The organism is Rouxiella badensis (assembly GCF_002093665.1).
GTDB classification, from domain to species: domain Bacteria; phylum Pseudomonadota; class Gammaproteobacteria; order Enterobacterales; family Enterobacteriaceae; genus Rouxiella; species Rouxiella badensis.
Genome location: NZ_MRWE01000049.1, coordinates 13,071 through 31,493, shown reverse-complemented (window position 1 = coordinate 31,493; position 18,423 = coordinate 13,071). Strand labels below are relative to the sequence as shown.

At 52.3% G+C, this 18,423-nt stretch carries 14 protein-coding genes; 8 read left to right on the top strand and 6 right to left on the bottom strand.

Annotated elements, in window-relative coordinates; all coding sequences use genetic code 11:
• Positions 1 to 153 precede the first annotated feature (153 nt).
• The 4 genes from BS640_RS20745 (at position 154) to BS640_RS20730 (ending at position 6,252) form a co-directional block, all read left to right on the top strand.
• Positions 154 to 816, top strand: a complete 663-nt coding sequence (locus BS640_RS20745; RefSeq protein WP_225741541.1) for a sorbitol dehydrogenase family protein — start codon at positions 154 to 156, stop codon at positions 814 to 816.
• A 263-nt stretch (positions 817 to 1,079) separates the two neighbouring features.
• Positions 1,080 to 2,480, top strand: coding sequence for a c-type cytochrome (locus tag BS640_RS20740; protein WP_084913260.1), 1,401 nt, complete (start codon positions 1,080 to 1,082; stop codon positions 2,478 to 2,480).
• Positions 2,481 to 2,545: 65 nt separating this feature from the next.
• Positions 2,546 to 4,177 (top strand): GMC family oxidoreductase, encoded by a 1,632-nt coding sequence (locus BS640_RS20735; RefSeq protein ID WP_084913259.1) that lies wholly within the window; start codon positions 2,546 to 2,548, stop codon positions 4,175 to 4,177.
• Between the two features lie 446 nt (positions 4,178 to 4,623).
• Positions 4,624 to 6,252: a malate:quinone oxidoreductase gene (locus BS640_RS20730; RefSeq protein WP_026110719.1), complete on the top strand. Its 1,629-nt coding sequence runs from the start codon at positions 4,624 to 4,626 to the stop codon at positions 6,250 to 6,252.
• A 68-nt stretch (positions 6,253 to 6,320) separates the two neighbouring features.
• On the opposite strand, the gene BS640_RS20725 is transcribed toward BS640_RS20730, so the two are convergent.
• Entirely contained in the window at positions 6,321 to 7,241 is a 921-nt protein-coding gene (locus BS640_RS20725) for a ketopantoate reductase family protein (RefSeq protein ID WP_017493248.1), read from the bottom strand.
• Positions 7,242 to 7,437: 196 nt separating this feature from the next.
• Here BS640_RS20725 and BS640_RS20720 point away from each other — a divergent pair, with 196 nt between their 5' ends.
• Together BS640_RS20720 and BS640_RS20715 are read left to right on the top strand one after the other, a co-directional pair.
• Positions 7,438 to 7,764, top strand: coding sequence for an NIPSNAP family protein (locus BS640_RS20720; RefSeq protein WP_017493247.1), 327 nt, complete (start codon positions 7,438 to 7,440; stop codon positions 7,762 to 7,764).
• A 30-nt stretch (positions 7,765 to 7,794) separates the two neighbouring features.
• Entirely contained in the window at positions 7,795 to 8,472 is a 678-nt protein-coding gene (locus BS640_RS20715) for a GntR family transcriptional regulator (RefSeq protein ID WP_084913258.1), read from the top strand.
• Here BS640_RS20715 and cytX read toward each other — a convergent pair.
• Complete coding sequence (gene cytX / locus BS640_RS20710) at positions 8,456 to 9,712, bottom strand: putative hydroxymethylpyrimidine transporter CytX (RefSeq protein ID WP_026110718.1); 1,257 nt, start codon at positions 9,710 to 9,712, stop codon at positions 8,456 to 8,458. The genes BS640_RS20715 and cytX overlap by 17 nt on opposite strands.
• A 178-nt stretch (positions 9,713 to 9,890) precedes the next feature.
• The gene (locus BS640_RS20705; protein ID WP_017493244.1) at positions 9,891 to 11,126 is read right to left on the bottom strand and encodes an O-antigen ligase family protein; all 1,236 of its coding nucleotides are present in this window, start codon (positions 11,124 to 11,126) and stop codon (positions 9,891 to 9,893) included.
• A 566-nt stretch (positions 11,127 to 11,692) separates the two neighbouring features.
• Here BS640_RS20705 and BS640_RS20700 point away from each other — a divergent pair.
• Complete coding sequence (locus BS640_RS20700; RefSeq protein ID WP_084913257.1) at positions 11,693 to 12,673, top strand: acyltransferase family protein; 981 nt, start codon at positions 11,693 to 11,695, stop codon at positions 12,671 to 12,673.
• A gap of 214 nt (positions 12,674 to 12,887) precedes the next feature.
• Complete coding sequence (locus BS640_RS20695; protein WP_084913256.1) at positions 12,888 to 14,717, top strand: ABC transporter ATP-binding protein; 1,830 nt, start codon at positions 12,888 to 12,890, stop codon at positions 14,715 to 14,717.
• 4 nt (positions 14,718 to 14,721) lie between these two features.
• Here BS640_RS20695 and BS640_RS20690 read toward each other — a convergent pair whose 3' ends face one another.
• The 3 genes from BS640_RS20690 to wrbA all read right to left on the bottom strand — a co-directional run bounded on the left by BS640_RS20690 (position 14,722) and on the right by wrbA (position 18,249).
• Complete coding sequence (locus BS640_RS20690; protein ID WP_017493240.1) at positions 14,722 to 15,849, bottom strand: GNAT family N-acetyltransferase; 1,128 nt, start codon at positions 15,847 to 15,849, stop codon at positions 14,722 to 14,724.
• 113 nt (positions 15,850 to 15,962) lie between these two features.
• Positions 15,963 to 17,360, bottom strand: a complete 1,398-nt coding sequence (locus BS640_RS20685; protein ID WP_017493239.1) for an MFS transporter — start codon at positions 17,358 to 17,360, stop codon at positions 15,963 to 15,965.
• A gap of 289 nt (positions 17,361 to 17,649) precedes the next feature.
• A complete protein-coding gene (gene wrbA / locus BS640_RS20680) occupies positions 17,650 to 18,249 on the bottom strand; it encodes an NAD(P)H:quinone oxidoreductase (RefSeq protein WP_017493238.1) in 600 nt (199 codons plus the stop codon).
• Positions 18,250 to 18,423 lie beyond the last annotated feature (174 nt).

The following is an 18,423-nucleotide window of genomic DNA, read 5'->3' as shown; positions in this document are numbered from 1 at the left end:
ATAAATAATGTATGTAAAATTATTGTTATGAATTTGTTTAAACAATTCAATGAAGTTTGTTACATATAATCATGATTTTGTTACATTTAACGCCGTAATAATGAGCCGATAACTGTGACTCCCATCACAAATCCCCCTATGATGAATCCGGGCATGCGTTCTGCATCAACCCACACACCCATCGTGCGTTTAATTTTTTCCTATTCAATGTCATGCAAACAGGGTTTTGCTTTAGGGAACAATGTGAAAAAAAACAATAATTCAGAGGATAACTCTGAACTGAGCAGCAACGGTCGTTCACGACGAAATTTAATTTCCCGTTCCGGCACATTAATCGCCAGCTTTGCTTTAGTCTCCGGCGGATTAACCTCCACCCCGGCATTAGCGGCCAACTCAAATAACGATTCTGCCGATTTCGATGGCTTTATTCGTCTGTCGCGTTTACTCACAGGACATAATAGTCTGGATATTCAGCTGGGCGAGCGTCTTTATTCCGCACTTTGCCAGAAAAATACCCAATTCGCCGGTGAGGTAAAACAGCTCAGTGAATTCGTGAAGCAAAATAATATTCCCGATGTGGAAACGCTGGACGAAAAATTAAAACAACAGCCTTTGCATGATCCTATGATGACAATTATCAAGGCCTGGTACAGCGGGGTTATCGAGCCCGGATATCACGCTACGGTCTATGGTTATCAGCAGGCGCTAATGTATCAGATCCCCCGCGATGGCATGGTTATTCCGACCTATGCTCACAACGGCCCTGACTATTGGGTGGCGAATCCGCCTCCGGTTGATCGACTGCTGACGTTCTAAAACCCCAGGCGCTAGCCTGAGCAGGTTTGTTTGACCGGCGTTCATTCTCCGGCAGCACGAGATAACGATAAACGTCATTTTCACGTCTGAAGGTTTTTTCTCCCGGAAAAAGCCCGCGGCTTTCTATGGCCAAAATTCAGCGCGCGTATTTATAAAATGAAAAGATTATGGAGAGCAGGTCCTTGCCAACAAATTACTCACTAACCCGAAAAATGCCGTTCAGGCGAGCCTTCTATTTTGCGGGCATTGCCGCAGCGGCCCTAATGGGGTCTGCGGTGTCGCACGCCGCAGAAAGTCTGCCGTTGGCCGCGCCTTCCGACCACCAGACCGGCGCTGACCTCATCGCTCGTGGTCAATATTTGGCGATTGCCGCCGACTGCGCGGCCTGCCATACCGATCCCAGCAGTAAGAAAGTGTTTGCGGGTGGTTACGCGATTCACTCGCCGATGGGGATCATTTATTCGTCCAATATTACGCCCTCAAAAGGGTTCGGTATTGGAAACTATACGGAAAAGCAATTTTCCGATGCCGTGCGTCAGGGGATTCGCGCAGACGGGAGTCATCTTTACCCGGCGATGCCTTATCCGTCCTACGCTGGCTTGACCGATGCCGATATCCACGCGCTTTATGCCTACTTTATGCATGGCGTAAAACCGATTGATGAAAAGCCGCAGCAGACCAAGCTGAGTTTCCCATTCAACCTGCGTTTCTCCATGGCGGGATGGAATCTGCTGTTCCTGCACAACAAGCCGTTTACCCCTGTGGAGTCTGAGGATGCCACCTGGAATCGCGGAAAATACCTGGTCGATAACGTCGAGCACTGTAGCGAATGCCACACCCCGCGCAATGCGCTGATGGCGCTTCAGGGCGGAAATGCACTGTACACCGGTGCCATGCTGGGCAGCTGGCATGCGCCAAATCTGACCAGCGATGCGGTGAGTGGCCTCGGTGGCTGGAGCGATAAAGATCTGGCGCAGTACCTGCAAACTGGGCACGTCAACGGCAAGGCTCAGGCTGCCGGGCCTATGGCCGAAGCGGTGACCAACAGCCTGCAATATCTGCATGACGATGATATCAAAGCGATCATTGCTTACCTGCGCACCCTGCCTCCGGTTCGTGACCCGTCACAGACCCAAGCAGCGTCGGAATTTGGTACCGGTTCCAACTCTGACACCGCGACGCGAGGCATTCATCCGATCTCCAAGTTCCTTTCTGCCGAGGCTTCGGGACAAACCCTGTACGACGCCAGCTGTTCCAGCTGTCATCAGCCGGACGGTAAAGGCACGCATGACGGTTTCTATCCTTCGCTGGTGCACAACACTACGCTGGGCGGCGACTCACCGGACAATCTGGTATCGACCATCCTGTTTGGCGTACAGCGCACGGTCAACGGGAAATCCGTACTGATGCCAGCATTCGGCCCGTATTCGGACGTGCAGGCGCTTAGTGACAAGCAGGTCGCGACGCTAAGTAATTATCTGTTCAAGCAGTATGGCAATCCGCAGCTGTCCGTGACCGAAGAGGACGTGAAAACTATTCGTCAAGGTGGAGCGACGCCGCTCATTGCACGCGTGGCCGGTCCAGCAACCCTTGCGGGTGGTGTGATTGTCGTGATTTTGGTTGTGCTGCTCGCCGTGTGGCGTCTGCGCCGCAAACGCCGCTAAGCGCGACGTGTATCGAATGATTATCGCGCGCAGCAGGGCGCCTACAAAAATTTTAGAGGTTAAAAATGTCTAATGAATTGAGTGCAGACGTCGTCGTGATTGGTGCCGGGATTTGCGGTGGTTTCGTGGCGCAAGAATTGGCACAGGCCGGATTATCGGTACTGGTGCTAGAGGCAGGGCCGCGTTGGGAGCGTGCTCAGGTCGTTGAAAATTGGCGTAATATGCCGCCGGTGAATAAATCCGAGTCTGATTATGCGACGCCTTATCCGGCATCGCCTTGGGCGGTTCATCCACAGCTACACCCTTACAACGAGTATCCGCAGGTTGATGGTCCAGACGCCTCTGCCTACCGTCAGGGGGTGGTGCGCGGCGTTGGCGGTACCACCTGGCACTGGGCCGCCTCGACCTGGCGTTTTCTGCCGCATGACCTCCAGTTGTACAGCACCTATGGCGTAGGCCGCGACTGGGCGGTGACCTATGACGAGCTAGAGGATTATTACTACCGCGCGGAGGTGGCGATGGGGGTCAACGGGCCGAATGACACCACGCTGAAATACGTTGCGCCGCGTAAGCAGCCATTCCCGATGGAACCGATGCCTTATGGACCCGCTGACCGCCGGTTCACCGAGGTGGTCGCCAAGGCGGGTTACGAAAATACGCCGGTCCCTCAGGCGCGTAACAGCCGCCCTTACAACGGACGCCCTCAGTGCTGCGGCAACAACAACTGCATGCCGATATGCCCCATTGGCGCAATGTTTAACGGTATCCATGCCATTGTAAAAGCAGAAGAATATGGCGCTAAAATTATCTCTAATGCGGTTGTTTACAGCATGGAAACCAACACCTCCAACGAGATTGTGGCGGTTAATTTCTACGATCCGGACAAGAAGTCGACCCGTGTGACCGGCAAAACCTTCGTGCTGGCGGGCAATGGTATCGAGTCGCCCAAGCTGCTGCTGCTGGCTGCCAACGATCGTAACCCGAACGGCATTGCCAACAGCTCGGGCCATGTCGGTCGCAATATGATGGACCATCCGGGCATTTTGATGAGCTTCCAGGCGGCAGAACCTATCTGGACCGGCGGCGGTTCCGTGCAGATGAGCTCGATTACCAACTTCCGCGACGGTGATTTCCGTCGCGATCGTTCCGCTATTCAGATCGGCATGAACAACACCTCACAGAACCATAAGGCGGGGGTCAAGGCTCTACAAATGGGGCTGGTGGGTAAAAAGCTGGACGAAGAAATTCGCCGCCGTGCGGCCTGCGGTATGGATATCTATGTGAACCACGATATTTTGGCCAACCCGGATAACCGCCTGCGCCTTAGCACCACCAAAAAAGATGGGCTGGGGATCCCGTATCCGCATATTACTTATGACGTGGGTGACTATGTGCGCCGCGCTGAACCAAGCTCTCGCCAACACCTGCAACAGATTGCCGAGCTGTTTGGCGCGACAGAAATTGAGTCCACGCCTTATTTCAACCCAAACAACCACATTATGGGCGGCACTATCATGGGCCATGACCCGAAAGATTCGGTCGTAGACGGTTGGATGCGGACCCATGACCACCGAAATTTGTTTATCGCTTCGGGCGGCGCGATGGCGTCTGCGGGCACGGTCAACTCAACCTTGAGTATGGTGGCACTTTCTCTGCGTGCGGTTGACGCTATCAAGAAAGACATGCTTCACGCTTGATTTATCGGTGTAAATTGCAACTGGGGCATTCAGTCCCCCGTTGCTTAATCATTCTGTGCGGTTTTTAATCACCGCACTTTTTTAATTCTTACTAATGTTCACATTTTAATCGCCAAAATCCCCTTTTTTATTTCGTCTTTTAATTCAACTTATTGCGGATTTTTGTCCTGTTTTCGGAAACGTTTTACGTGAATAACTGGTTAATTTTTTCCCATAACTATGCCATTATCATAATATTTGAATTATTAAATTTATTATCGCGTAAGTGGCAAAAATGTTATGTTAGTTACGTAGATTGGTATTTTTTGTTAAAAATAACCACTAGATTAGTGTGGAAAACACTGGCCGCTTTTGAATACTCCCGGTATTGAGAAGAGACGAAGCCGCCTTGGTCACAAGGAACGTTGGGTTTTTCACCTGCTTTAGCTAAAAGTGAGAAGTGAATCATGAAAAATCGACTATCCAGTGCTCTAGGCATGGGCCTGATGGCGCTGTCTAAACACGCGGCAGCGGCGGAAAATAAAATCGTTGATGTTGTCCTGATCGGTGGCGGAATTATGAGCGCGACCTTAGGCACGTATCTCCAGGAACTGGAGCCTGACTGGTCGATTAATATGTATGAGCGACTGGACAGCGTGGCTGACGAAAGTTCCAACGGATGGAATAACGCCGGTACAGGCCACTCGGCGCTGGCCGAGATGAACTATACCCCTGAGAAAGCCGACGGTTCGGTTGAAATCGCCAAGGCGGTTGAGATTAACGAGGCCTTCCAGATTTCTCGACAGTTCTGGTCCTATCAGGTCGAGAAGAAAGTGCTCGGTGAACCCCGCTCGTTCATCACCAGCGTGCCGCACATGAGCTTCGTCTGGGGCGAGAAAAACGTCGAATTCCTGCGTAAACGCCATGCGGCGCTGCAAACCAGCACGCTGTTCCGCGGCATGGAATTCTCGGAAGACCGCGCACAGATCGAAAAATGGATCCCGCTGGTGCTGGAAGGCCGCGACCCTAAAGAGAAAGTGGCGGCGACCCGCATCGAAAGCGGCACCGACGTCAACTTTGGCGCAATCACCCATCAGTTGGTTGAATCTCTGCGTAAAAAACCAAACTTCAGCCTGAATCTCGGCCATGAAGTTAAGAACATTAAACGTAATGCGGATAAAACCTGGACCGTGACCTTCTCAAAGAAAGGTGGCCGCGAACACAGCGTAACAACCCGCTTTATCTTTATCGGTGCCGGTGGTGCGTCCCTGACGCTGCTGCAAAAATCAGGTATTCCAGAGGCTTCACGCTACGGCGGCTTCCCGGTCGGCGGCGAGTTCCTGGTGACCGATAACCCAGAAATCGTTAAACGCCATCAGGCCAAGGTTTACGGCAAGGCGTCCGTGGGCGCACCGCCAATGTCGGTGCCGCACCTGGATACCCGCGTGCTCGACGGCAAAAAAGTCTTGCTGTTCGGACCTTTCGCCACCTTCTCGAGCAAGTTCCTGAAAAATGGCTCGCTCTGGGATCTCTTTGGCACCGTTAACCTGCACAACATCTTCCCGATGGTGCGCGTTGGCCTCGACAACTTTGATCTGGTCAAATACCTGATTAATCAGGTGATGCTGACCGAAGAACAGCGTCTGGCTGCGCTGAAAGAGTATTTCCCGGATGCCAAAAAACAGGACTGGCGTCTCGTGGTTGCCGGTCAACGGGTGCAGATTATCGAGAAAGATGGCAAGCAGGGCGGTGTACTACGCCTCGGTACTGAAGTTGTCACCTCGCAGGACGGCTCGATTGCCGCACTGCTTGGCGCTTCACCGGGTGCTTCTACCGCTGCGCCAATCATGCTTGAGCTGATGGAGCGTGTCTTTAAAGACAAAGTGGCGACGTCAGAATGGCAGAGCAAGCTTAAAGAGATGATCCCTTCTTACGGCCAGAAGCTGAATGGTAACGTTGAGTTGGCGAAGCGTGAAATGGATCGCACCAGTCGCGTTCTGCAGTTGGAAATCGAAGCGGTTAAACCTGCCGTTGTCGTTCAGCCTGTGGTTCACGTGCAGGAAGAAGAGGCAGAGCAGGAAGAATTCACCTCCTAATCTCTTCGTTCTTACACGCCCCCTTTTCGAGGGGGCGTGTATTCCACGTCACTTCCCCTCCCGGTTGATTATTTCCTGATATTTTCCTGATAAACCGACATATGCGTATAGGCGGCGTTGACCAGTGGCGTGTTTAATCCGGCTTTTTCAGCGATCGAGACCAGAGAACCGAGGATTTGTTCGGCCTCAACCGGCAGACCCTGAGTCATATCGCGGTACATCGAGGTCGTCTGTGTCGAGTTTTCATTAGTCAACTCTTTGATAGTATTTAGTTTAACGTGCGGGCGTTCCCGGTAACCGCCTGCGACCACGATAGCGACCACCTCCTCGACGAACGCCGAAATAAACGCCGGTCCTCCCGCCGCACGGCTGACTTGCCCCATATTGCCGCGCATCAGGCAGGTAATACCGCCCACGCTTGCCAGGAACAGCCATTTTTCCCACATCTCGCTGACAATATGGCGCGATAGCCGCGCCGTAAACCCGGCGTTTTGTAATAGGTCATCCAGCTTCACAATGCGTTCTGAACGTTCACCGTCAACTTCGCCATAGATGAGCTCGTCGAGCGCTGTCATCTGGTGTACCTGACCTTCGGCATCCAGAGTGGCGTTGATTCTGCAAAGTCCACCGATTGCCCTATGCTTTCCGAATCTTTGCTGAATCTTTTCCAGATGATGCATGCCGTTCAGCACCGGTAAAATCAGCGTCTGCTCGCCGACGGCCGGAGCGAACTCCTCCATGACCGCCTCAAGGGAAAAACCTTTCACCGTCAGGATAACCACGTCAAAGGTGTCTTTCAGCTCTGAGGCCAGCACCAGCTTGGGTTGTACGCAGGTAATACCCTGAGGGGTATGAATGTTCAGCCCGCTTTTTTTCAGCGTCTCCCCACGCTTCTCGCGCACCAGAAACGTCACGTCTCTGCCTGCCTGTGCCAGACGTCCGCCGAAAAATCCTCCCGTTGCCCCGGCTCCCACTACCAGAATACGCATGCTGATTTCCTTAATTGTCATTGCCGCTGTGATTAAAACGAGGGTTTAAATAAACCGTATTTCGCTACATCGAGGCAAGAGATATTGGCTGCCAACGCACTTTGACACTATTTTGCAGCGAAAGCGGGTCTTTCCTGGTGTATATATTAGGAGGTCGAAGGGCCGACCTCAGGCTCACTCATTCAGGAGAAAAAACATGATCGTAGAGATGCGGATTTACCACTGTGCGCCAGGTCGCTTGCCGGCGTTGCATGACCGTTTTAGAAACATCACGCTGGCATTTTTCGATAAATACGGCATCAAACAAATTGGTTTCTGGACCACGGTTGTCGGTACAAGCAACCATGCGCTGACCTACATGCTGCAATGGGAAAGTCTGGCCGAGCGTGAGCAGAAGTGGAACGCCTTCCAGTCCGATCAGGAGTGGTTAGCTAAACGTCTCGCCACCGAGGCAGAACAGCCGATCGTTGAGCGAATCGAAAACCATTTCTTGTCACCGACTGACTACTCGGCGCTGCGTTAAGCACGCGTTGCGTTGGACTGGAACTCCATGATGTCTTCTGAAATTGGCCTGGTGCGAGCCGAAACGCTGCGTTTTCAGGTAGAAAATGTATTACGGCAGGCGATCGTGAACTGGCATTTTGCGCCGGGAGAACGGCTTGTCGAGCGCGAGCTTTGTGAGAAGCTCGGGGTCAGTCGCACCTCGATTCGTGAAGCATTACGAAAACTCGAAGCCGAAAAACTGGTGAATATCCTGCCACACAAAGGCCCGATCGTGGCCAGCCTGTCGTTAAAAGAGGCCGCCGATCTGTACGCCATGCGCGGCCTGCTCGAGGGCTTTATTGCCCGCGAATTTTCTCAGTCGGCCAGTGAAGCAGACATCCTGGCGTTAGCCGCTGCGATAGCGCAATTACGCAAGGTGAGTCTTAGTGAAGACAGGGCCACAGTGCTACAGGCCAAAAATGCGGTTTATGGCATTATGTTGGCGCACTGTGGCAACGAGCTGGTGACGGAGTCGCTGACCACGCTGCATTCGCGAGTCAATCTGCTCCGTGCCACCTCACTGCTGCAACGAGACCGCTTGCCCGAGAGTCTGCGCGAGATAGACGCGGTCTTTCAGGCTATCAAGGCGCGTGACGGTGATGCGGCAGAGAATGCCGCACGCCATCACGTCGCCAATGCGCAAAAGTCGGCGCTGCAAACGTTAAGTTCCCTCAGCGACGCTTGCTGAACAACCAGCAGAACAGCGCCGCAATCAGCAGCGACGGCACCGTCGCACCCAGGTTAGGGTAAAACTGTGCTATCAGATGATAGGTCGCAATACCGAGGATCCAGGCGGCCAGCGCGCGCCCGTCCAGACTGCGGGTAGACGGCTCACGACGGCGAAGCACGAAGTAGTCCATCAGCACGACGCCAAACAACGGCGCAAACACTGACCCAATCAGCAGCAGGAAATTCTCGTAGCGGTCAAGTGGAACCCCCCAGGCAATCAGCGTACAAATCAGGCCGATAGCCCAGCTCAGCTTGCCGATGTTTATCGGCAGCAGTGTGCCGGTCGAGAGCGCGGCTGAGTGAATGTCGGCAAAGGTATTCTCGTGCTCGTCGATCAGGATGAGCAGCAGCGGAATACCCAGCGCGACCCCCGACAATGCCAGCAGCAGCGCATTGCTGTCCTGAGAGCTGACGAAGGCCAGCGTGTAGGCCGCGCCCAGCGCCATCATCCACAGACTGCCCAGGAAGAAGCCGCAGGCGGTGCCAAGGAAGTTCTGGCGTGAGGTTTTGCCAAAACGGGTGTAGTCAGACACCAGCGGTAGCCAGGACAGCGCCATCGACACGACAATATCGCAGGCCAACGCAAACGGCATGCTGCCGTCTCCAGCCTTATGCCACAGTGCGGTGAGCGACGTATGCTGGATGAGGTTTACGCTCAGCCATGCGCAGCTGGCAATCAGCAGCCAGATGCCCCAGCGGCGCAGCACGACGCGAATGAACGCCAACGGCCCGCACACGGCTAGCAGCGTGGCGAGGAAGCCGAAAACCCACGTCCACAGCGTCGGATTTGCCCACAGGCTTTGCGGCCCCCATGCCTGTTTGGCAAGCAAGCTCGCGGCGTCACGCATGACGATAATTTCAAAAGCGCCCCAACCAATAAGCTGCAAGATATTAAACAGTGCAGGCAGGGCGATGCCTCTTTTCCCGAGGCTCAGGCTCAGGGAAGACATTGATGAAAGGCCGGTTTGTCCACCAATCACACCGACCAGCGCAAGCAAAATCACGCCGACCAGCGTGCCGGTAAAAATAGCCAGCAGCGAACCCGCCATACCCAGGCCAGGGGCGAGAATCGCACCGGCCTGCAAAACCATGAGACCCATCCCGAGTGAAAACCAGAGCGAGAACAGATCGCGCCAGCCGAGCACGCGCTTCTGCGCCGCAACCGGCTGCGCAGGCGTGTAAATACTATTGTTTTTCATGTGGTTAATGCCGTTAAAAAGCTGAGCGCTTTTTATACCATACTCCGTGAGTTTGCGTGATGACCGGCGCACTTTTTGATAGCGAGGAAAGGAAAAAAAGATAAACGGATGGGGGGGTTAATAAAATGAAAGTGGGTGAGTTTCATGATAAAACTCACCCACATTGGAACGCCTATCGCTAGGCGGATCGCATTCGTGCCGCCCGGGTTGCAGAGGCCACCGGTTCCTCATAGCTTGGCCGGTAGAAGGTATGGAATTTGGCCGCCATAAAGAGCATCCCGCCTCCTGCTACCCCGAATAAGAATGGGTTAAACGTACCGGAGAATATCCAGAAAAGGATGAATAGAGAAGGCATCCCAAGTCCGCCACCATCTTTGAGTGCGGACATGAAACAGGTATAAACGACTAATGCCAGGAATATAATCGTACCAATAATCCCAAGGTTCATCAGAATAGAGAGGCTCTGGCTTTCATAGAGATATTTAGCATCTTGAGAACGTATAATGCCCGGCAGATAATATCCTAAACCGTTACCTAACAGAGGATAATGAATAAAGGCATCGTATAGACCGTTATTCTGCAATGCCCTCTGAATATCGGAGTCTGCATTCAGGCTTGAAGATTTGGTGCCAAGACGAACGTTAACGATCTGCGTTATCGCATCTCCCACCGGGGTAAACATATATAATATGGTAATCAGTACGGTGCCGATCGTGATTACCTTGAACATGGTATAAACCTTTGCCTCTTTAACGAGTGCAAGAGCGATAATGACTAAAGTCTGTGCCCATACTACCCTTGACATGGTAACCAGCATCGAGAAGCAGAGAGACAATAAGATGAAATAAATAAGCAGTTTGCTTCCTGACTTATTTACAGCTTCTTTCACGATGAAGTAAATAAATAGCGGAACCAGCGAGTCGAGCGGTATTTGCAGACGGAAGAAAGCACTGTCATCAACGCCGAGGGTCATCATGCCGAGACCAAAATGGCTGTTCATGTAAGTAATAAGGACCTTGGCACTCATCCCCGTCACGCCGACGAAAACAATAGCCAGCGCCTTGGCGATACCCACCATGGTAAGACAGAACTTCAGGCTGTTGTAGACGATGGCGGGGTTCTTGTCATCTATCTCACTTGCCGACACTAAAAAGGTAAATACGACCATTGCGAGGAGTATATCCCTGCACTGGCCAAAGACGTCTGGCCCCGACTTTAATCCGTTGATTAGATTTAGCGAATACAGCGCCATTACAACGATAAAGAGGATAAAGGGGATCATCCTCAATACCATTTTCTTAAACATCCCACGCTCTGCAAGCGTGTAGATAACAATAACCGGTATAATTAAGGGACTTCTTAGCGTTAAGAGGAAAATGGTAAGCTTAATAAGCGACGATTTATGGATTTGCATGTTATCCCTTAAGAAATATCAACTCCAGATGCCCCATGACTCTGTCATCCCTCCCAAAAAGGGGATGCTTGGCACTATGATATTCATCAATCATAGATGCACCTGTCACCTTGACAACTGCAGACCCCCATATAAAGGGTTTCACATTGTAAACATGTGAACGTTTTGGCTCATCTCCTGCGTTTTCGGGCGAGCTTAGAAAATGCCCCCCTGAAATTTTACCCTTTTGACACAGTGAGTTGACTAACCAGTTTGCGAAGAAACCCCGTCAGTATTTCTTCAAAAATGGCCTTATTATCTATCTAACCATGATCGTTGGGGGACCGCAAGGATTCGTAAATTTTTAACTAAAGCTTCACTAATAACAACCGGAGAAGGATTGAGGGTGTGCACAGCCTTAAGGGCTGTTTTTCGTGGGGAAGACACCTCGACGGCCTTATGGAGGAGGGCTATAACGCTATAAATCTGGGCATCTCACCCCTCTTTGGTAGGGTAAAAAAAAACACCCGATCTACATATTATCTGGTATGGTTTAAGCAACAACCATATTGTCTAGCAGGGAAAAAATGATATCGGTTCAGATTCTACGCGGCATTGCTGCGATGATGGTCATCGTATACCATATAACTCAAAAGTTATATGTAAATGGCGATATTAAATGGAGCTTTGAGCTTGGCGCCGCAGGTGTTGATATTTTCTTTATTATTTCAGGGTTTATCATTTACTACTCTTCGGTACATGAATTCAGCGCAAATGAATTTATGAAAAAGAGAATTTTCAGAATATATCCTCTATATTGGGTTATTACTCTTGTTACGTTAGTAATATCTTATATTCGTCCTGGAATGATAAATCAGCACGTTGAAGTTCCTATCTCAATGTGGAACTCCTTTACACTTTTCCCTGTTCCGGGCACCTCACCTTTATTAATTGTTGCCTGGACGCTTAGCTTCGAAATGTTTTTCTACGTCATCTACTACATGGCGATTAAGCTTAAAGTAAACCGCATATTGTTCTCATCGGTTGCGATTGCCGTACTAGTTGTTATCGGTCAGATATTCAAGATTCCATTTATCAGCGATCCGATTACCCTAGAGTTCATCTATGGCATGATAATCGCCTATCTGGTGACGAGCAAGAATACCAAAGCCATAATGGTTATTGCGGCGGCATGCCTTATTCTATCGGCCACGCCGGTGGTATGGCATAGCGAGATAAGAAGCCTGTATTACGGTATTCCGGCACTGGCATTGTTCTGTGTCTTCCTGTTGCTTGAAAAGAAAGTTAGACAAGAGGGCGGGATTATCAAGTTGGCGCAGGTGATTGGTGACTCTTCTTATTCAATCTACCTGACGCACCTTTATTCTTTGGGGATTGTATTCATCCTCATAAAATCGAGGGTCTCGGTTCCGGTTTTGGTGGTAGTGTCATTCATCGTTTCCGTTATCATCGGCATCCTGTGCTACAAACTTCTTGAGAAGAGAATTATCAAATCCTTGCGGCCGCTCGCGCGCAAAGCACCGTTGAAAGATATTGCCAAAACCTAACCTGTTGCCCCTTTCTCTTGCTTTAGAGAAGCCATGTACCCCATGGCTTCTTTTTTTTGCAGACAACTCTGCCCGCAAACATTCCACAAAATGCACTAAGCTTTGTTTTTATAGCAATTTCATTATTGGACCGAGGCGATACAGCCCTCGACTACCCATTCCAAAGCTAAATTCTATAGCTAGATTTTATTACTCCAGGATATGAGAGGCGTGTATGTTGTTCCGTCGTTTTGAACGGTTGATTGATGTTTTTAAAGCTCCGCCTAATGCGGCGGCACCCAACCAGGTTTGGCCCTTTTACTTTTATTATCTGCGTCAGGTTTGGCCCAGCTTTATCGCACTGCTGATCGTTGGCCTGATTGGGTCACTGATCGAGGTATCGCTGTTCAGTTACCTCAGCACGATTATCGACCTGACCCGTTCCACGCCGGCCGGTAGTTTCTTCAGCGTGCACGCCGGGGAACTGCTGTGGATGGCGGCAGTGGCCCTCATCATGCGGCCCATTTTTATCGGACTGCATGACCTGCTGGTGCACCAGACCATCAGTCCGGGCATGACCAGCCTGATCCGCTGGCAGAACCATAATTACGTGCTGCGGCAGAGCCTGAACTTCTTCCAGAATGATTTTGCCGGACGTATCGCACAACGCATTATGCAAACCGGCAACTCGCTGCGGGATTCTGCGGTGCAGGCGGTGGATGCCATCTGGCACGTGGTTATTTATGCCGTCAGTGCGCTGGTGCTGTTTGCCGAAGCCGACTGGCATCTGATGATCCCACTCATTGCCTGGATTGTGCTCTACAGCCTGTGCCTGTGGTTCTTCGTTCCTCGCGTCAAGGCGCGGTCGGTGGTTTCCTCCGAGGCGCGTTCCAAGTTGATGGGGACCATCGTTGACGGTTACACCAATATCACGACGCTCAAACTGTTTGCTCATACCGATCTCGAGCAGGAATACGCCCGCGAAGCCATCAGCGAGCAGACCGAGAAAACCCAGCTGGCAAGCCGTCTGGTGACCAGCATGGACGTAGCGATAACCACCCTTAATGGCCTACTGATTGTCGGCACCACCGGCCTTGCGCTGTGGCTGTGGACCCAATCGCTGATTAGCGTCGGGGCCATTGCGCTGGCGACCGGTTTGGTTATCCGTATCGTCAATATGTCGGGCTGGATTATGTGGGTGGTGAACGGCATTTTCGAGAATATCGGCATGGTGCAGGACGGCCTGCAAACTATCGCCCAGCCGATTGCCGTGACCGATAAGCCGCAGGCACCAAGGCTTAAGGTCAACCACGGTGCGATTCACTTTGACCACGTAACCTTCAACTACGGCAAAGAACGCAGCGTCATCACCCGACTGGATTTAGCCATTCGTCCGGGCGAGAAAATTGGGCTGATTGGACCGTCCGGCGCCGGCAAATCGACGCTGGTTAACCTGTTGCTCCGACTGTATGACCTTGATGGTGGCAGGATACTTATCGATCAACAGGACATCGCCGAAGTTACGCAGGAGAGCCTGCGTGCGCAAATCGGGATGATTACGCAGGACACCTCGCTATTGCACCGTTCTATTCGCGATAACCTGTTGTATGGTCGCCCTAACGCCAGCGACGAGGAGCTGAACCGAGCCATTCGTCAGGCGCGTGCCGATGAGTTTATCCCGCAGCTTTCTGACCCGCAGGGCAGAACGGGACTGGACGCGCACGTCGGTGAGCGTGGGGTGAAACTTTCTGGCGGACAGCGTCAGCGTATCGCCATCGCTCGCGTACTGCTGAAGAATGCGCCGATTCTTATCATGGACGAAGCGACGTCGGCGCTCGACTCCGAAGTCGAGGCGGCTATTCAAGAGAGTCTGGAAACGCTGATGACCCACAAGACGGTGATTGCTATTGCCCACCGGCTGTCGACCATTGCCAAGATGGACCGCCTGGTGGTGCTGGATAAAGGGCAGATTGTCGAGATTGGCAGCCACGGTGAACTGTTGGCGCAGAACGGTCTTTATGCACGCCTGTGGCAGCATCAAACCGGCGGTTTTGTCGGCCACTAATCGCCTAAGGCTGTGGCTGACGATAAGGCAGCGCGTCTCGTGCTTCAATGGCCCAGGCGCGCACGCCTTCCCGCTCTTGCCCAAGATACTCTTCAACCGCGTCGCGCAGTCCGGGATGGCGTAAATAGTGCCAGGAGTGCGTCAGCACCGGTTCAAATCCGCGAATAAGCTTGTGCTCACCTTGCGCCCCCGCATCGAAACGCGCCAGCCCGTTGGCAATCGCGTAGTCCATGCCCTGATAGAAGCAGGTCTCAAAGTGCAGCCGGTCAAATTCCGCCAGGCAACCCCAGTATCGGCCATAGAAAGTGTCGCCGCTGACCAGACTGAAAGCCATCGCTACCGTCTGGCCGCCCTGCGTGGCCAATACCACGCGGATATCCTCTGGCATACGCTCGGCCAGCAGACTGAAGAAATCGCGCCTGAGGTAAGGCGATTGCCCGCGCACGTGATAAGTGTTGGCATAGCAGGCGTAAATAAAGTCCCACTGCGCTTCTGTGACCTCTGCCCCCTTCAGCCAGGTAAATTCAAAGCCCTGCGCCGTAACCTGCTCGCGCTCCTTGCGCATCTGCTTGCGTTTACGTGAGGTCAGCGTGTCGAGGAAATCCTGAAAATCACGATAGCCGCGGTTGTGCCAATGATACTGGCAGCCAAGGCGGTGCAACCATTCGGACTCGCCGGCCATCAGCTCATTATCTCGCGGGTCGGTAAAATTGATGTGTGCGCCGGAGAAATCATGCTGTTCCAGAAAATTGGGAACGGCGCGCAACAGCTTCTGGGCTGCATCGTGTGCGCCCAGCAGTCGACGTCCGCCGACCGGGCTAAAAGGCGCCGCACCGAGCCATTTGGGATAATAGGGGATTCTTGCACGATAGCAGGCGTCGGCCCAGGCATGGTCGAAAACGTATTCACCCGAAGAGTTTGATTTACGATACCCCGGAACCGCGGCCAGCGTCTTACCGTTTTCCTGCCATAAGAGATGCTGGCTCTTCCAGCCCGATCTTGGCCCGAAGGTGCCGCTGTCTTCCAGCGCGGTCAGAAATGCGTGTCGCAGGAAAGGTTGCCCGGCAGGAACCAGCGCATCCCACTGCTCGGCGGGCAGCTCACCGAGATGCTCAAGGGACGTTAACGACATAAATTTTCCCCGATGGAGTGCAAGAAGGAGTAGGCAATAATAATGACACCAGTACGGAAAATTAAAAAGCCAGACGCTTAGGCAATCTGGCTTTTTGGGTATGGGTCTGCGTTTCAGCGAGACAGCGGGTGCCCGGCCTTGAACGCGACGCTTTTTTCGAGGGCTGCATCGGTAGGGTCTTTGCGGACACGTTCGATAGGCCCCATTACGAACAGGAACAGCAGGGCACCGAGGATGCAGTGTGCGCCGACGAACAACAGGCCCATGCTGTAATCACCTGTGATGGCAACGATATAGCCAAACAGAATGGGCGTGACTATTCCGGCAATATTGCCTACGCAATTGAAGATGGCACCGGCCAGCCCGACGGCCTCTTTTGGCGCAGTGTCGCTAATGACGGTCCAGGTCCCCGCGCCTGCCGCCACGCCTTTGCCGAAGAAGGCGAATGACATGATGGCAACAATCCAGACATTGCTGTCAATGACGGCGGCACCGATGAGCGTTGCGGCCATCAGCATGCCGACAATATAAGGGGCCTTACGCGCCCAGGAGAGCGACCAACCTTTGAGGAGCAGGTAGTCGGAGATATATCCGCCGAAGATTCCGCCTGCAAAACCGCAGAGTGCAGGGGCGATGGTGGCAAATCCTGCGTGCAAGATATCCATGCCGCGGGCCTGCACCAGATAAATGGGGAACCAGGTAATAAAGAAATAGCTCAGCGCGATAATGCAATATTGGCCGAGGTAGGCACACCACAGCATTCTGTTGGTCAACAGTCCATTAACGGTTGCGCGCGATAAACGTGATTTAGCTTTACGCTCATGAACGGAATCAATATCAACCAGACCGCCGCCGTCAATAATATGATCCAACTCCTGCTGCGACACTAAAGGGTGATGGCGCGGTTCACGCATAAATGCCATCCAGACAAAGAAGGCGGCAACGCCAATAATGCCTAATACGAAGAACGGCCACTGCCAGCCGAATTCTGACACCAGCCAACCGGAAAGCGGTGAGAATATCGCGACGGCAAAATATTGCGACGAAGCGAACAGCGAAGACGCTCTGCCGCGCTCGGCCTTTGGGAACCACATAATGGTGACGCGAGCATTGGCGGGGAAGCTCGGTGCCTCGATCAGTCCAAGTAAAAACCGCAGGCTGAACATAATCATTAACGCGCTGGCCATGCCACGCTCAAACTCGCCGACGAAGCCCATCGCCAGCGTGGAGAGCGACCAGAGCACCAGCGTGACGCCATAGACTCGCTTCGCGCCAAAGCGGTCGAGAAACAGCCCACCCGGAATTTGTCCTATGACATAGGCCCAGCTGAAAGCGGAAAGAATAAAACCAAGTTGAATAGATGAGAGGCCAAACTCGTCTTTAATCGCCGACCCTGATATCGATAAAATAGAACGATCCGCATAGGCTACGACCGATAAAAACAAAATCATTAATAAAATTCCTATGCGGACATAGGATTTTTTCTCAGGACCCTTTTTCGACCATACCATTTTATTTTCCTTTTAATTTTAAAAGGCAAGTTCGCTGACGTATCAAATATAGGATGGCGGTCAGAATGGGGTCATTGTGCTTATGTTGAAAAATAACGGCGAGAAATCAATAAAGTTTATGAAAGCATCCAATTGACTATGAGGTGGTGCACAGAGTTTTTCAAAACCTCGAATTCACCGACGTTGTTTTCGTAATCTGTGAGGAAGGTCCGGGAGATATTCAGAACTGGAGAACTTGACGGGGAGAATGCTCAGGCAAAGACGGCGCTTTGCCTGAGTCTATCGGGCGTTAAGCCTTGAGTTTCGCGGCAATTTGCGCGACATATTGGCCCTGATGACGGGCAATGGCCAGTTCGCGGGTGTCGGGCTGACGAGATCCGTCGCCGCCGGCTATGGTCGACGCACCGTAAGGCGTGCCGCCGCCGACTTGAGAAATATCGAACAACTCACCGGTGCTGTAGCCGATGGGAACGATAATCATGCCGTGGTGTGCCAGCGTGGTCCAGGTGGAGGTAATGGTCATCTCCTGGCCGCCACCGGTGCCGGTAGAGGTGAAAACGCTGGCGACTTTGCCAACCAGTGCCCCTTTGGCCCACAGACCGCCGGTTCTATCGAGGAAGTTACGCATCTGCCCGGACATATTACCAAAGCGAGTCGGGGTGCCGAGAATGATGGCATCGTAATCAGCCAACTCTGACGGGTCGGCGACAGGAGCCGCCTGATCTGCTTTACCACCGGCTGCTGCAAAGGATTCCGCATCCATCACTTCAGGCACGCGTTTAAGCGTAACTTCAACGCCAGCAACGCTTTTTGCACCCTCTGCAACGTTCTGCGCCATAGTTTCTATGTGACCATACATTGAATGATAAAGTACCAGAACTTTAGTCATCTTTGGTTCCTCTTTTAGGGGCGTAGGTGTCGAATCAGTACCCAATAACTTCGCGAAGAATTTACTTAGTAATCCCACGAGATGCTCCACAACGTTGGACAGTTGATGAGTTAAAGATACATCCTCACCCCAGATTGGTCACATAACAACCGCAAACTTTTGACCGGTTCGGTC

Coding starts and splice junctions, on each gene's coding strand:
- BS640_RS20705 (WP_017493244.1), bottom strand. CDS start 11,126: ATGCAAATCCATAAATCGTCGCTTATTAAGCTTACCATTTTCCTCTTA.
- BS640_RS20725 (WP_017493248.1), bottom strand. CDS start 7,241: ATGCGTATTCTGGTAGTGGGAGCCGGGGCAACGGGAGGATTTTTCGGC.
- BS640_RS20685 (WP_017493239.1), bottom strand. CDS start 17,360: ATGGTATGGTCGAAAAAGGGTCCTGAGAAAAAATCCTATGTCCGCATA.
- wrbA (WP_017493238.1), bottom strand. CDS start 18,249: ATGACTAAAGTTCTGGTACTTTATCATTCAATGTATGGTCACATAGAA.
- cytX (WP_026110718.1), bottom strand. CDS start 9,712: ATGAAAAACAATAGTATTTACACGCCTGCGCAGCCGGTTGCGGCGCAG.
- BS640_RS20740 (WP_084913260.1), top strand. CDS start 1,080: ATGGGGTCTGCGGTGTCGCACGCCGCAGAAAGTCTGCCGTTGGCCGCG.
- BS640_RS20735 (WP_084913259.1), top strand. CDS start 2,546: ATGTCTAATGAATTGAGTGCAGACGTCGTCGTGATTGGTGCCGGGATT.
- BS640_RS20715 (WP_084913258.1), top strand. CDS start 7,795: ATGTCTTCTGAAATTGGCCTGGTGCGAGCCGAAACGCTGCGTTTTCAG.
- BS640_RS20695 (WP_084913256.1), top strand. CDS start 12,888: ATGTTGTTCCGTCGTTTTGAACGGTTGATTGATGTTTTTAAAGCTCCG.
- BS640_RS20745 (WP_225741541.1), top strand. CDS start 154: ATGCGTTCTGCATCAACCCACACACCCATCGTGCGTTTAATTTTTTCC.
- BS640_RS20730 (WP_026110719.1), top strand. CDS start 4,624: ATGAAAAATCGACTATCCAGTGCTCTAGGCATGGGCCTGATGGCGCTG.
- BS640_RS20700 (WP_084913257.1), top strand. CDS start 11,693: ATGATATCGGTTCAGATTCTACGCGGCATTGCTGCGATGATGGTCATC.
- BS640_RS20690 (WP_017493240.1), bottom strand. CDS start 15,849: ATGTCGTTAACGTCCCTTGAGCATCTCGGTGAGCTGCCCGCCGAGCAG.
- BS640_RS20720 (WP_017493247.1), top strand. CDS start 7,438: ATGATCGTAGAGATGCGGATTTACCACTGTGCGCCAGGTCGCTTGCCG.